At 54.8% G+C, this 14,489-nt stretch carries 15 protein-coding genes; 5 read left to right on the top strand and 10 right to left on the bottom strand.

Annotated elements, in window-relative coordinates:
* The first annotated feature begins 101 nt into the window (after positions 1-101).
* Both C6A40_RS05210 and C6A40_RS05215 read left to right on the top strand, forming a co-directional pair.
* Positions 102-692 carry a metal-dependent hydrolase gene (locus C6A40_RS05210; protein ID WP_014883483.1) on the top strand — a complete coding sequence of 197 codons (591 nt, stop codon included), beginning with the start codon at positions 102-104 and terminating at the stop codon, positions 690-692.
* Positions 693-819: 127 nt separating this feature from the next.
* On the top strand, positions 820-2,211 hold the full coding sequence (locus C6A40_RS05215; protein WP_045336125.1) for an L-cystine transporter: 1,392 nt from the start codon (positions 820-822) through the stop codon (positions 2,209-2,211).
* 48 nt (positions 2,212-2,259) lie between these two features.
* Here the strand turns inward: C6A40_RS05215 and cedA are convergent, their stop codons facing one another.
* Entirely contained in the window at positions 2,260-2,535 is a 276-nt protein-coding gene (gene cedA / locus C6A40_RS05220) for a cell division activator CedA (protein ID WP_258526576.1), read from the bottom strand.
* A 167-nt stretch (positions 2,536-2,702) separates the two neighbouring features.
* Between cedA and katE the strand changes: the two genes are divergently transcribed.
* On the top strand, positions 2,703-4,952 hold the full coding sequence (katE, locus tag C6A40_RS05225; RefSeq protein ID WP_045336130.1) for a catalase HPII: 2,250 nt from the start codon (positions 2,703-2,705) through the stop codon (positions 4,950-4,952).
* 88 nt (positions 4,953-5,040) lie between these two features.
* Here the strand turns inward: katE and chbG are convergent, their stop codons facing one another.
* From chbG to osmE, 7 genes are all read right to left on the bottom strand, one after another.
* Positions 5,041-5,790, bottom strand: coding sequence for a chitin disaccharide deacetylase (gene chbG, locus C6A40_RS05230; RefSeq protein WP_045336132.1), 750 nt, complete (start codon positions 5,788-5,790; stop codon positions 5,041-5,043).
* Between the two features lie 11 nt (positions 5,791-5,801).
* Positions 5,802-7,157, bottom strand: coding sequence for a 6-phospho-beta-glucosidase (locus C6A40_RS05235; protein WP_045336134.1), 1,356 nt, complete (start codon positions 7,155-7,157; stop codon positions 5,802-5,804).
* Positions 7,158-7,266: 109 nt separating this feature from the next.
* Positions 7,267-8,031 carry a transcriptional regulator ChbR gene (gene chbR, locus C6A40_RS05240; protein WP_114191245.1) on the bottom strand — a complete coding sequence of 255 codons (765 nt, stop codon included), beginning with the start codon at positions 8,029-8,031 and terminating at the stop codon, positions 7,267-7,269.
* A gap of 29 nt (positions 8,032-8,060) precedes the next feature.
* On the bottom strand, positions 8,061-8,408 hold the full coding sequence (gene chbA, locus C6A40_RS05245) for a PTS N,N'-diacetylchitobiose transporter subunit IIA (RefSeq protein WP_021241072.1): 348 nt from the start codon (positions 8,406-8,408) through the stop codon (positions 8,061-8,063).
* 46 nt (positions 8,409-8,454) lie between these two features.
* A complete protein-coding gene (gene chbC / locus C6A40_RS05250) occupies positions 8,455-9,813 on the bottom strand; it encodes a PTS N,N'-diacetylchitobiose transporter subunit IIC (protein ID WP_008500675.1) in 1,359 nt (452 codons plus the stop codon).
* Positions 9,814-9,892: 79 nt separating this feature from the next.
* Complete coding sequence (chbB, locus tag C6A40_RS05255) at positions 9,893-10,210, bottom strand: PTS N,N'-diacetylchitobiose transporter subunit IIB (protein WP_008500676.1); 318 nt, start codon at positions 10,208-10,210, stop codon at positions 9,893-9,895.
* A gap of 284 nt (positions 10,211-10,494) precedes the next feature.
* A complete protein-coding gene (gene osmE / locus C6A40_RS05260) occupies positions 10,495-10,836 on the bottom strand; it encodes an osmotically-inducible lipoprotein OsmE (RefSeq protein ID WP_008500677.1) in 342 nt (113 codons plus the stop codon).
* Positions 10,837-11,057: 221 nt separating this feature from the next.
* Between osmE and nadE the strand changes: the two genes are divergently transcribed.
* Both nadE and cho read left to right on the top strand, forming a co-directional pair.
* Positions 11,058-11,882, top strand: a complete 825-nt coding sequence (gene nadE, locus C6A40_RS05265) for an ammonia-dependent NAD(+) synthetase (protein ID WP_045336137.1) — start codon at positions 11,058-11,060, stop codon at positions 11,880-11,882.
* A gap of 103 nt (positions 11,883-11,985) precedes the next feature.
* A complete protein-coding gene (gene cho, locus C6A40_RS05270) occupies positions 11,986-12,876 on the top strand; it encodes an excinuclease Cho (protein WP_193550752.1) in 891 nt (296 codons plus the stop codon).
* Here the strand turns inward: cho and ves are convergent.
* Positions 12,854-13,411, bottom strand: coding sequence for an environmental stress-induced protein Ves (gene ves / locus C6A40_RS05275; protein ID WP_045336139.1), 558 nt, complete (start codon positions 13,409-13,411; stop codon positions 12,854-12,856). The two genes, cho and ves, sit on opposite strands and share 23 nt — an antisense overlap.
* Positions 13,412-13,707: 296 nt before the next feature.
* Positions 13,708-14,202 (bottom strand): ATP-independent periplasmic protein-refolding chaperone Spy, encoded by a 495-nt coding sequence (gene spy / locus C6A40_RS05280; RefSeq protein WP_008500682.1) that lies wholly within the window; start codon positions 14,200-14,202, stop codon positions 13,708-13,710.
* Between the last annotated feature and the right edge of the window lie 287 nt (positions 14,203-14,489).

The following is a 14,489-nucleotide window of genomic DNA, read 5'->3' on the forward strand; positions in this document are numbered from 1 at the left end:
GACCCTCCTGCAGTTTGTGACAAACAGTTACACCGTCACCTCTTCCGCCTACTGTATAAAAACCCTATACTGTATGAATTGACAGTTTTATGGGTTTTATCATGACGGCGGAAGGCCACCTGCTTTTTTCTATCGCGTGCGCAGTATTTGCCAAAAACGCTGAACTCACCCCCGTGCTGGCACAGGGGGACTGGTGGCATATCGTCCCTTCCGCCGTATTGACCTGTCTGCTGCCCGACATCGATCACCCCAAGTCGTTCCTCGGACAGCGCCTGAAGTGGGTATCGAAACCCATCGCCCGCGCGTTCGGCCACCGGGGGTTTACGCACAGCCTGCTGGCCGTGTTTGGCCTGCTGACGCTTTTCTATTTAAAAGTGCCCGAAAGCTGGATCGTCCCCGCCGATGCCATTCAGGGGATGGTGCTGGGCTATCTGAGCCATATTCTGGCCGATATGCTGACGCCTGCGGGCGTACCGCTGCTGTGGCCCTGCCGCTGGCGGTTCCGTTTTCCCATCCTCGCACCGCAGAAAGGGAACCAGCTTGAGCGCGTCTTGTGCATGGCGCTGTTTGCTTACGCCGTCTGGATGCCGCAAACGTTGCCCGAAAACAGTGCAGTCCGCTGGTCTTCCCAGATGATTAATTCGCTACAATTTCAGTTCAATCGCTTTATTCACCACCAGATTGAACAGTAAACCAACAAAACTATCCCATTTGTCATAACCCATTCCATTTGGATATAAGCGCGACATCACACTTCTGCTAACCTTCCGCCAACAGGATCGGTAAAAACCGACCCGATAATAAATCAGGAGAACGGGGATGAATTTTCCACTCATCGCGAACGTCGTTGTGTTCGCTGTATTGCTATTGCTTCTCGCGCAGGCGCGCCATAAACAGTGGAGCCTCGCGAAAAAGGTGCTGGTTGGTCTGGCCATGGGTGTCGTATTTGGTCTGGCATTACAGGCTATTTATGGCTCCGATAATCCAGTACTGAAAGATTCCATTCAGTGGTTCAACATTGTCGGTAACGGCTATGTTCAGCTGCTGCAGATGATCGTTATGCCGCTGGTATTCGCCTCTATTCTGAGCGCCGTTGCCCGCCTGCATAACGCGACCCAGTTGGGAAAAATCAGTTTCCTGACCATTGGTACGCTACTGTTCACCACGCTGATTGCCGCGCTGGTGGGTGTGCTGGTCACTAACCTGTTTGGCCTGACCGCAGAAGGTCTGGTTCAGGGGACCGCTGAAACGGCGCGTCTGACCGCAATTCAGACCAACTATGTGGGTAAAGTGGCTGACCTGACCGTGCCGCAGATGGTGCTCTCCTTCATTCCGAAGAACCCGTTTGCTGACCTGACCGGTGCGAGCCCAACCTCCATCATCAGCGTGGTTATTTTCGCCGCGTTCCTGGGCGTGGCGGCGCTGAAGCTGCTGAAAGACGATGCGCCAAAAGGCGAACGCGTGCTGACCGCGATTGATACCCTGCAAAGCTGGGTGATGAAGCTGGTTCGTCTGGTTATGCAGCTCACCCCTTACGGCGTGCTGGCGCTGATGACCAAAGTGGTTGCCGGCTCTAACCTGCAGGACATCATTAAGCTGGGCAGCTTCGTTGTCGCCTCTTACCTGGGCCTTGGCATTATGTTTGTGGTGCACGGCATCCTGCTGGGCGTGAACGGCGTCAGCCCGCTGAAGTACTTCCGTAAGGTCTGGCCGGTACTGACCTTTGCCTTCACCAGCCGTTCCAGCGCCGCGTCTATCCCGCTGAACGTTGAAGCGCAAACCCGTCGTCTGGGCGTGCCTGAATCCATCGCCAGCTTCTCTGCCTCCTTTGGTGCCACCATTGGTCAGAACGGCTGTGCGGGTCTGTACCCGGCGATGCTGGCGGTAATGGTTGCTCCTACAGTCGGCATCAACCCGCTGGATCCGGTCTGGATCGCCACGCTGGTCGGGATTGTCACCGTAAGCTCCGCAGGCGTTGCGGGTGTTGGCGGCGGCGCAACCTTCGCCGCGCTGATTGTGCTGCCTGCGCTGGGTCTGCCCGTGACGCTGGTCGCCCTGCTGATCTCCGTTGAGCCGCTGATCGACATGGGTCGTACCGCGCTGAACGTGAGCGGCTCCATGACCGCCGGTACGCTGACCAGCCAGTGGCTGAAGCAGACCGACAAAGCGATTCTGGAAAGTGAAGACGACGCCGAACTGGCGCACCGCTAAACAAGTTAGAAATAAAAAAACCGCCTGATGGCGGTTTTTTTATGGCTGTTATTCTTCAACCTCTTCATCCTGGCGGATTTGCATCGCCCACCGCTGTGCGGACTCCGGCACCGTAAAGGTGGGAGAGCGACGGAAATGCTCGCCGACCAGCACAAAGGCCACGTATTTCCCCCGTAACTGCCACACATCGCGAAAGCCCTCCACTTTCAGGGCATGGTCTGGCGGCGCGGGCTCAACGCGGGGCACATAGCTAATAACCTGGCGGTTTTGTTGACGAAGAGGTTTCATAAGCAACGGATTCACTAAAGCAAATTCTTGAAGCAGGAAAATTCTATGATAGCCGATCCTGCTGCCTTCCGTCGCGCTCCGAGTGGGTGAGATGGCTCCTTTCGCTAATCACGGCATATGAAAACTCTTAGTTCGCGAACCATGCCGCGACATTGTTCTATCCTTAATAGGGTTTTTAGCAATGGATAAAGGAGAAGCGTGCAATGTCGAACAAAGATAAAACACATCAATCACCCATTCATGGCACTGAAGAATCTCAACCGGGTATGGACTCTCTCGCCCCCGCTGACGGCTCTCACCGCCCCTCCCCTGGTCCCTCCGCACCGGGCGAACAGCCTACCGCACCGGGAAGCATGAAATCGCCGGACACGGGAAACGACAAGCTGAAATCGCTTGAACCACACCGAAAAGGCGGTGAAGGTTTCGCGCTCACGACCAATCAGGGCGTACGCATTGCTGACGATCAAAACTCCCTTCGCGCAGGCACGCGCGGGCCGACCCTGCTGGAAGACTTTATCCTGCGGGAAAAAATCACCCATTTTGACCACGAGCGGATACCAGAACGCATCGTCCACGCGCGCGGTTCCGCGGCGCACGGCTACTTTCAGCCCTACAAGAGCCTGAAAGCGATCACCAAAGCGGATTTCCTCTCCGACCCGGATAAAATCACCCCGGTGTTTGTGCGTTTCTCCACCGTGCAGGGCGGCGCGGGGTCGGCAGATACCGTCCGGGATATCCGCGGCTTTGCCACCAAGTTTTATACCGAAGAGGGTATTTTCGATCTGGTCGGCAATAACACGCCGGTGTTTTTCATTCAGGATGCGCATAAATTTCCTGACTTTGTCCATGCGGTAAAACCGGAGCCCCACTGGGCCATACCGCAGGGACAAAGTGCGCACGACACCTTCTGGGACTATGTCTCCCTGCAGCCTGAAACCTTACACAACGTGATGTGGGCGATGTCAGACCGCGGGATCCCCCGCAGCTACCGCACCATGGAGGGGTTTGGCATCCATACCTTCCGGATGATCAACGCCGAGGGGAAAGCCACGTTTGTCCGTTTCCACTGGAAGCCGGTGGCGGGTAAAGCCTCGCTGGTGTGGGACGAGGCGCAGAAGCTGACCGGGCGCGATCCGGACTTCCATCGCCGCGAGCTCTGGGAATCCATTGAAGCGGGTGACTTCCCGGAATACGAGCTGGGCCTGCAGCTCATCCCGGAAGAGGACGAATTTAAGTTCGATTTCGACCTTCTGGACCCGACGAAGCTGATCCCGGAAGAGCTGGTGCCGGTGCAGCTGGTGGGTAAAATGGTGCTCAACCGCAACCCGGATAACTTCTTTGCCGAAAACGAGCAGGCCGCGTTCCACCCGGGGCATATCGTGCCGGGGCTGGACTTCACCAACGATCCGCTCCTGCAGGGACGCCTGTTCTCCTATACCGATACGCAGATCAGCCGTCTTGGCGGGCCGAACTTCCACGAAATTCCGATTAACCGCCCAACCTGCCCGTACCACAACTTCCAGCGCGACGGGATGCACCGTCAGGATATTGATACCAACCCGGCGAACTATGAGCCGAACTCCATCAACGATAACTGGCCGCGTGAAACGCCTCCCGGACCGAAACGCGGTGGATTCGAATCCTATCAGGAGCGTATCGATGGCAATAAAATTCGCGAGCGCAGCCCCTCGTTCGGCGAGTATTACGCCCACCCTCGCCTGTTCTGGAACAGCCAGACGCCGATTGAGCAACAGCACATCATCGGCGGCTTCAGCTTTGAGCTGAGTAAAGTGGTGCGCACCTACATCCGCGAGCGCGTGGTCGATCAGCTGGCGCATATTGATGTTCAGCTTGCCCAGAGCGTCGCGGACAACCTGGGCATTACGCTGACCGACGAGCAGCGTAACCTCGCTCCGCCGAAAGAGGTTAACGGCGTGAAGAAAGATCCGTCGCTGAGCCTGTATGCGGTGCCGGGCGGCTCGATTAAAGGCCGCGTGGTTGCCATTCTGCTGAACGACAAAACCCGCGCCAGCGACGTGCTGGGGATCATGCAGGCGCTAAAAACCCAGGGCGTGCATGCCAAACTGCTCTATTCCCGCATGGGTGAGGTGACGGCCGACGATGGTTCTGTGCTGCCGGTCGCGGCGACCTTTGCCGGTGCGCCATCGCTCACCGTCGATGCGGTGATTGTGCCAGGCGGAGATCTTGCCAGTCTGCTGACCAACGGCGACGCCGTCTATTATCTGCTGGAAGCCTATAAGCACCTGAAACCGATCGCGCTGTCCGGCGACGCGCGACAGTTTAAAGCGCAGCTGAAGGTGGCCGATCAGGGTGAGGACGGCATTGTCGAGGGCGATAACGTTGACGATGCCTTCATGACTAAGCTGTTTGATTTGCTCGCCGCGCACCGCGTCTGGTCACGCAGCTGTAAGATCGATCAGATTCCGGCGTAAAAAAAGCCGGGTGGCGCTCGCGCTTACCCGGCCTACATTCGATTGGTTTTGTAGGCCCGGTAAGGCGAAGCCGCCACCGGGCTTTATTTCAAAGATCCCTAAACGTCCCCAACCGATACCCGCGCTCGGCAATCGCGTATTTCAGCGAGGCCGACGTCAGCACGTCCAGCTCCGCCAGACGCGGCCAGCAGTAGGCGCTTTTACGCACGGTGTTATCGACAAAGGCAGGATGTGCCATGACCTCCAGCGACCGTTCACCCCGTGCGGCGGAATCATCCAGCACCTTCAGGAACAGCGCGTCGTCGATCTCGTCGCCGTAAAACGCGCTGCTGAACCCCTCAGTGGATGTAACGGTGCAGTCCGGCAATCCGTGCACCTCGCGATCCACGCGCATCGCCACGCCTTTGCGCTGTGCAAACCCGGCGACAAGCGGGAAAATCGCCGGGATCATATGCACGTGGTGATGGCTGTCGATATGCGTCGGCGTCTGACCAAACACATCAACGAAGCGGTTGAACTGGCACTCCAGCTCGCGGGCAATCTCTTCGAGCGGCAGAGCCCCCTGCTCCGCCCGTTCCCAAATCCATTTACCCAGCTGGCCGTCGCGCGTCAGGCCCGGCATTGGCGAAAGCGGCATCCCGAGCGTCAGCGCAAAATGCATGCCGACGCCCAGCTCTGGCACCTCGCGGCTCAGCTGCGCCGCGTGTTCAAACGCCTCAGCGTTAACCAGGGCCGTTGTAGAGGTCACAACCCCCCGGCGGCAGGCTTCAATAATGCCGTAGTTCTGACCTTTCGAGAGACCAAAATCATCAGCATTAACGATCAGCAGGTTTTCCATTGTGCGCCCTCTTATTGCTGTTTGAACTTCAGCTTCTCGATCGTGGCGGCAAAGTTCGGCAGCCATTTTTCATGCGCCAGAATCATCTCGCTGGCCAGCTGCTCCGCGTCACGGTCAGAATGCACCAGCGGGCTGAGGTTCAGGGCCAGCAGCACGTCATTGAGCTCCCCGCTCAGCGCCGCGTTGCTTGCTGCCACTTCAAAGCCTTTGATGGTATGAATCAGCCCCATGACCTTGTCATCGAAGTGGGTGATACGGGGATGCGGTTTAGCCCCCTCGCGCCCCAGGATGCAGGTCATTTCAACGGCCCAGTCAGCCGGAATATTGTCGACATGGCCGTGATGCGGGACGTTGACATAGTGCTCAGCCTGCTTGTCGTTGTAGATGGCGTTGATCACTTCACACGCCGCATCGGAGTAGTAGGCCCCGCCGCGCTGCTCCAGCTCTTTCGGTTTGACGTTCAGGTTCGGGTCTTTATACAAATCGAACAGCTGCTTTTCGACCTTCTGAACGATCTGCGCACGCGCGCCGCCCTTATAATACTCGCCCATTTCGATGGCCAGCATCTCTTTCTGCTTGAAGTAGTAAAGCAGGTACGAGCAAGGCAGCAGATTCAGCGAGCGGATCAGCCCTTCGCTGAACGGCAGGTCAAAGATGTTTTTCACCGATGCCGCCGTCAGACGACCTGAGGCCACGCCGTCGAGAAGCTCGGCAAAGCGCGATTCCCCGTTCACGATGACATCTTTAATAAACACCATGTGGTTCAGGCCGAACAGATCGATGGAGAGATCGTCGCTGTCGGTCAGCGCCAGCACGTCGCGGATGAACATCTTCATGCCGATCGGAATGTTGCAGACGCCGATAAAGCGCTTGAAGTTCGTATGACGATAGACCGCCTCGGTCACCATACCGGCCGGGTTGGTGAAGTTAATGACCCACGCGTTCGGGCAGATCTCCTGCACGTCTTTGACGATGTCGAAAATGACCGGGATGGTGCGCAGGCCTTTAAACAGGCCGCCCGCGCCGTTGGTCTCCTGCCCCAGATACCCGTGGCTCAGGGGAATACGCTCGTCCAGCTCACGCGCTTTCAGCTGGCCGACGCGCAGCTGGGTGGTGACGAAATCCGCATCTTTCAGCGCCAGACGACGATCGAGGGTTTTATGCACGGCCAGAGGCACGCCCGCTTTTTCCACCATGCGCTTGCACAGGTCGAAAATAATATTCAGCTTCTCCTGACCTTCCTCAACGTCCACCAGCCATAATTCGCTGACCGGTAATTCATGATAACGTTTCAGGAAACCTTCGAGTAATTCCGGGGTATAGCTGCTGCCGCCACCAATGGTTACGACTTTTAATTTCTTCTGCATAATATCTCCCTTAGCGTATCAGGTTAATCGCCTGCAAGGTATAGCGTGCTCTTCCCGCTATTTGGGCAAGCCATTAAAGCAATATTCGTGGCGGGTAATCCGCCGACAGTTAATTAATTACCGTCAAATTTTTCCGGTAACTGTTCGGTGTGAATGACGTCAATTTCTTAAAGGTTTTAATAAACAGGCTGGGGCTGCTGTATCCTGACTCGTATGCAATATCGGTGACAGAATAGTTGGTAATTTCCAGCTGTTTTTTAGCAAAATTAATGCGGATTTCATTAATAATTTGCACGGGCGTTTTACGGTAATAACGCTGCGTCGCGCGGGTCAGATATTCCTGGGATTTGCCCGACAGGGAGACCATATTTTCCAGCGCATTTTCGCTGAACTGGCTTTTATCGTGCATCAGCTCAACGGTGCTGCGCAGCCATTGCGGAATATCATCCGTCACCTGCTGCTCTTCACGATGATGGCGCAGCCGGTTCATCACGTAGAAGGTCACCGTTTCAATCCAGGTCATGAACTCGTTTTTGACGCGATAAACCTGGGAGGCCACAAAGCAGAACGGCACCAGCGGCAGATAGTGCTTCTCGAAGAAACGTCTGCTGACGCCCACATTCAGAATGCGGGTGGCACCAAATTCGTAAAAGCTCTGGTGATAAGACCCCATCGGCAGGAAGACAAAATCCCCTCGTTCAAGCAGAACGCGCTTACCGTTGATCTCCTGGTAGTAGCGGCCGGTCAGAACAATCGTGAACTCGTAGTAGTCATGCTGATGCAGACCGCTGGCGCTCTCCGTCTTGTTGTAGATAACCACGTGAAAATTTTTGCCATTAAACAGCTGCTGTTCAAGTGCGGTTTTAATTTCCATCGTGCTGACCTCCTGCTACTCAGTCTGACTTACTGCATCTTCTCGTGAAGCTCAATGAGCTCCGCCACCAGCTCACGTGCCAGCATCGAGGTCATCAGGTGATCCTGCGCGTGGACCAGCACCAGGCTGACCTTCATCTTCCCTTCGCCCTGATCGCTTTCAATCAGCTTTGTCTGCACCAGGTGCGCTTCGTTCAGCGCCGTGCGGGACTGTTCCATCATGGTTTTCGCCGCGGCGAAATCCCCCTGCTTGGCCTGCTTCAGCGCGGCGTAGGCCAGGCTGCGGGCCTGCCCGGAGTTGATGATAAGCCCCATCACCACTTCTTCGAGATCGTTCTCGACGGCTTCGTCTGCGACAATATTATCCAAATCTAACATCTTTAAGCTCCTTGTGGCTGGCGCGGGTCTCCCCGCGCCGTCAATCTTAGAATTTCAGTGAGAGGGCGATATCCTCTTCGCTCTCTTCTTCATCAATGATGGTGGCGGCTTTGTTCGCAATCGCCACGAACGGCATGTACAGCAGGGTGGCAATCCCGAGGTTAAATATCGCCAGCAGGAAGGCTGCGACGCTGCCGTTGGTGTTGAAGAAGGCACCCAGACCCGCTGGCATGGTCCACGGTGCAATGTTGGTGACCGGAGGAATGATGCCCATGTAATACGCCGTCAGGGTGATAGCGGCCAGCAGCGGCTGAACCAGGATGAACGGAATGAACATGACCGGGTTCATGATGATTGGCAGACCGAACAGAATCGGTTCGTTAATCTGGAAGATGCCTGATGGCAGCGCCAGCTTCGCGACCTGACGGTAGTCTGCGCGACGAGAGACAATAAAGACCGCGATGATCAGACCCAAGGTTGCCCCGGTACCGCCCAGGAAGATATAGGAGTCAAGCATCGGCTTCGCCCACACATGGAAAGTTTTACCCGCTGCCAGCGCCGCGTCAACGGAGCCGTACTGCTGATACAGTGCAACGTTTTCCAGTGCCCACGGGGTCATAATTCCGCTGTCCAGCGCGGCCAGTGCCAGTGAACCATGCACGCCAAAGAACCACAGCAGAGAGGTGAAAATCACGTACGCCCAACCGACCACGCCACCCATAGACGCCAGCGGCGTAGAGATAGAGTCCATGATGATCTGGTGGAAGTTCGTGCCCCAGTGAGAGAGCGCCCAGGCGATAATCCCCATGATAGAGAGAATAATGAAGCCTGGAATCAACGCGGAAAATGAACGGGAAACGGAGGCCGGTACGCTATCCGGCAGACGGATCACCCAGTTGCGACGGATAATAAAGGTGAACATCTCTGCCACCACCAGGCCGATAACAATACCGGAGATGATGTTAGCCCCACCCAGCCAGTTGGCGCCCACAGCATAGGCTTCACCGACGCTGTACGGGGTCACTGTCATAAAGGCGGCGACGGATAATAACCCGGCGGCCAGCGGGTCCACCTTACGCTCTTCTGCCAGCGCCATCCCAATAAAGAAAGGCGCCATCAGCGACATAATCCCCAACGTACCGTTATAGACGTTGCCGCCGATGGCTTTAAAACCATTAAGGGTTTCAATTGTGGAAGCGTCTAACCGAATTCCTAATGAATAAAAGAAGGAACCTTCACCAAAGCTCAGAAAAACGTTGTTAATTAAAACGAACATGGCCCCGGCCAGCGTCAACGGCATTAATTTAATAAAGCCGTTTTTGATGGCATTAACGTGAGGCTGCTTTCCTATTTTAACAGCAAAAGGAAGGAGTACCTTTTCAAGTGAAGCGATGACTTTACTCATAGGAAAATACCCTTAAATGCCGTAACGCATGTTACGGCGTATTGTGTGTGAAATAACTCTTTGACGGGAAAAATAAAAATTAATTAGCAGCTTTTTTAATCGCTGCCACAGCAGCTTTAAGAACACCTAAACCATCAATCTTGCCGTACAGCCCCGAGTCGATCACTTCGACCGGTTTATTGGGTAACAGTCGTTGAATTTCGGGCAACATATAGGCAATTTGCGGTCCCAGTAAAACAACATCGGCTGTCTGACCTTTTTCGCCCGCCAGCGTTTCCGGGAACGCTTCGATCACCACAGGGACTTCATACTTTTCAGCCTGCGCACGCATCTTTGACACCAGAAGCGAGGTTGACATGCCCGCTGAGCAGAACAGGTAAATATGTTTCTTTTCCATCGTAATTTCCCTCTTGTATGACTACCTGCCGTCGCGTTCTCACTCGACTCGCTGTCCCGGCAGACAGGTAGTTTGCGTACTGTTGTTTATCGTTGGAGTGAGTATACGCAATGGTACAGACAGGGGATAATTCTGAACAGGCTCAAATTGTCTCTCATTGACCTGGCTTGTTGACTACCCTCACATTTCGGGCAAATAATTCGCGAAAAGAAATAAGATTTTCCGATGCATAAAAAAACCGGCCTCAGGGCCGGTTTGTTAACATCCTCAGGCAAGCAGGGTGACTACGCCTTAGGTGCCTGCGGGTCAGTATCGTATTCAGCACAGGTCTGATAGCCGGAGTTGATCACATGACCGGTATCATCCAGGGCGACAAAGTAGGTTTCTGCCTTACCATCACGTTGACCCAGGATGTAGGTCTGGCAGGTGCCTTTCGCATGAATCATGGTGACTTCGGAAGAAGGTTTACCGGCAATCGCAGCGACCTGCGAACGGGTCATCCCTTTTTTGACATCTTTTACTACGGGCTGCGTAAACTGATCCTTGGTGCGATCGTAAGCCGTACACCCTGCCAGCATAGTCAGTACCGCCGCTGCGCTAAGAATTCCTGCTACGTTCTTGTTCATATTCCGTCCTCTTGTTTATCAGCGTGTTATCTAAGCATGGGATAAAAAGTACTATTGTTCAACTTTGTGCGTTACGCCAGACGAATTTCGGAAAATTCTAATAAAACAACGATAACCTGCTAAAACGGCGTAAATTAGCGCACTCGAAACTGTGATCCTTGTCGTTTTACGTCCAAAGGGTTAGTTTTAACAGTTAACACATTCTGTTTATGGAGAGCGTGATGACTCTGCAACAAGAGATTATCCAGGCGCTGGGCGCGAAGCCTGCGGTAGATGCAAATGAAGAGATCCGCCGCAGCGTGGATTTTTTAAAAGCGTATTTAAAGAAGAACTCTTTCCTGAAATCTCTGGTGCTGGGCATCAGCGGCGGCCAGGATTCAACGCTGACCGGTAAGCTCTGCCAGATGGCAATTTCAGAGCTGCGCGAGGAGACGGGAGATGAAACCCTGCAATTTATCGCCGTGCGTCTTCCATATGGCGTACAGGCGGACGAGCAGGATTGCCAGGATGCAATCGCCTTCATTCAGCCTGACCGCGTGCTGACCGTCAATATTAAAGGCTCCGTGCTGGCAAGCGAGCAGGCGCTTCGCGAAGCGGGCATTGAGTTAAGCGATTTTGTTCGCGGCAACGAGAAAGCCCGCGAGCGCATGAAAGCGCAGTACAGCATTGCCGGGATGACCAAAGGCGTCGTGGTCGGCACCGACCATGCGGCAGAAGCGATCACCGGTTTCTTCACCAAGTACGGCGACGGCGGCACCGACATCAACCCGATCTTCCGCCTGAACAAGCGTCAGGGTAAGCAGCTGCTTGCCGCGCTGGGCTGTCCTGAGCATCTGTATAAGAAAGCGCCGACGGCCGATCTGGAGGACGATCGCCCTTCCCTGCCGGATGAAGCGGCTCTTGGCGTCACCTACGACAACATTGATGATTATCTGGAAGGCAAAAAGCTGGATGAGAGTACCGCGAAGATCATCGAAGGCTGGTATCTGAAAACCGAGCACAAGCGCCACACGCCAATTACGGTGTTTGACGACTTCTGGAAATAAACGCAAAACGGTAACCCCGTTTTGTAGGCCGGGTAAGGCGTCGCCGCCACCCGGCTCTTTTTTAACCACCACACTCCTGCTACACTGTATACCTGAACAGTATATGGAGCAGTATGTGAGCAGGCGTCAATCCGCCCCGCGTCTTGAGTTTGAAGCGGCGGCTATCTACGAATATCCCGAGCACCTTCGCCCCTGGCTTGAGGCACTGCCTAAACAGCCGGGCGTGTACATCTTTCACGGCGAAAGCGACACCCTGCCGCTTTACATCGGCAAGAGCGTTAACATTCGCAGTCGGGTGTTATCCCATCTGCGTACCCCGGACGAGGCCGCCATGCTGCGCCAGTCGCGACGCATTACCTGGTTCCAGACGGCAGGAGAAATGGGCGCGCTGTTGCTGGAGGCGCGTTTGATTAAAGAGCAGCAGCCGCTGTTCAACAAGCGCCTGCGCCGCAACCGTCAGCTCTGCTCCCTGCAGATCAACGAAGGCAAGCCGCAGGTCGTCTACGTGCGCGACGTCGATTTTTCTCATGCCCCGAATCTCTATGGACTGTTCGCCAATAAACGTGCGGCACTTCAGGCGCTGCAGACGCTGGCGGACGAGCTCCAGCTTTGTTACAGCCTTTTGGGCCTGGAGGCAACCACGCGCGGACGCGCCTGTTTCCGATCCGCGCTGAAGCGCTGTGCCGGTGCCTGCTGTGGGAAAGAGAGCGTTGAGGCGCACCACGCCCGGCTCCTCGCCGGTCTGGCGGCCATCAGCGTGAAGTGCTGGCCCTGGGAAAGCGCCGTAGCGCTAAAAGAAGTGGGTGACGCGATGACCCAATATCACATCGTCAATAACTGGCTCTGGCTGGGCGCTGTCGACGATATCAACGACGCGGCAACCCTGCTGCGCACGCCCGCCGGATTTGACCACGATGGCTACAAAATTCTCTGTAAACCTGTCCTGGCCGGTAAGTTTGAAATCATTGAGCTCAATGGCCTGGCAGCCACGTGATTTCGCTGAACAATAAGGTACCCTGAGCCTCCAGCAGACGCAGCGTATGGGTACCCTCCTCCCAGCTGGCGCCCTGATCGGCCGTCAGCAATTTATCACCCAGCTGCCACGCCCCGCTTAACACAAACACCACGCCCCCGCGTGTGCCAAAGGTGGTAAAGGTACGGTCAGCCACGCGCACCTTCGCCCGGCAGCAGTCGCGACGGGTCATGATGTTGAAGTCCATCGCCATCCGCCCATCGGACAGCAGCGCTTTCACCGGCAGGTCGCCGGCAAAGCTGTAGGGCTGATGGTGCTTCAGGGTATGGAAGAACGCCTGGCCCGCATCCAGCGTCACCTCCCCGCCTTCCAGCAAGGTAATTACCCGATCGACGCCGGGAAAAGAGGAAAATTCGCCGTTGCTGGCGATAGTTGCGATACTGGCGCGCCAGTGAAAATCGCGCGTTGTGGGAGGGAAACAACAAATCTCACGCGTTTCACCCGCACCATTGCGCCAGAGGCTGACCGGCATCTTACGGATATCAAAGAACTCCATCACCACTCCTGAATGGCACAACCCGTGCCAGGGCAAGGATATTGCTATCGTTGCTGTCTTGTTTGTTATCGTTAGGTATTCACAACACAGTATCGGCAGCAGAGCGGGCAGGCCTTAGCGGAACGTTAATAAAAATTCTAACGCCATGACTCTACAAACATTCTCTGATGCGACTACAGGAGCATACCGCGCTGGCGGCGGCAGACAAGAGGGCAGGAAAGAAAAACCGCCGGTCCTGTCCACAGCGATTGCGCTTTTGTGGACAGGATCCCGGCGGTCTTAAGAGAGTGAACCGATTATTCGGTTGGTGCTGGCATTTTACCTTCCATCGCCGGACGTTCTGTCAGACGCTTCTCAAAATTCGCATTAAATTGTTTTTTCTGTTCCGGGGTCAGAATGTTGTAGATCTTGTTCTGGGTTTCCAGGTGAGCCAGCATACGGGCTTTGTGCTGCTCGGCCATTTTGTCGATCTGCGCTTCGGCTTTCGCCTTGTCGAAGCTGTCGCTGGCGATGATGTCATGCATGGCACGACGCTCTTCCAGCGGCGGACGTTTCATCTGGTCGCGTTCGCTTTTCCGGATATCGCGGATCTGCTGTTTCTGCGCATCCGTCAGGTTGAGATCCTTAAACATCATCATCTCGTTGTGCATACCCGGGCCTTTATGATGCATCATCATTTTGCCTTCAGCAGGCGCGGCAGCGGTGGTGGTCGCAGTATCTGCGGCGAACGCCATGCTGGTAGCGCCCAGAGCCAGGGTAGAAGCAACAAACAGTGCAGTAAACTTACGCATAATTTATTTCCTTTCTTTCAGTTATTCTTCGGCGCTATGCCGTGTTGACGAGATTAACTTTACGGGGTTTATCGTCAATTAGTCAGAGCAACGGTAAAACAATGAAAGTGTAAAAAACAAATTTTCGCCAAATGTGGAGGAAATAAGGATAAAGCGTGGAGAGTTGCAACCAAAAATATTCAATACGATGATTTTAAAGCGATTTAGCAAAAGTATAACGGAGTGAAGGTGAATAATAAAGCAATTCACCAGGAATATTCTGCAAAACACGTTCACGCGCTTTAATT

The organism is Enterobacter sp. GER_MD16_1505_Eko_090, assembly GCF_003331015.1.
Classification (GTDB): Bacteria; Pseudomonadota; Gammaproteobacteria; order Enterobacterales; family Enterobacteriaceae; genus Enterobacter; species Enterobacter roggenkampii.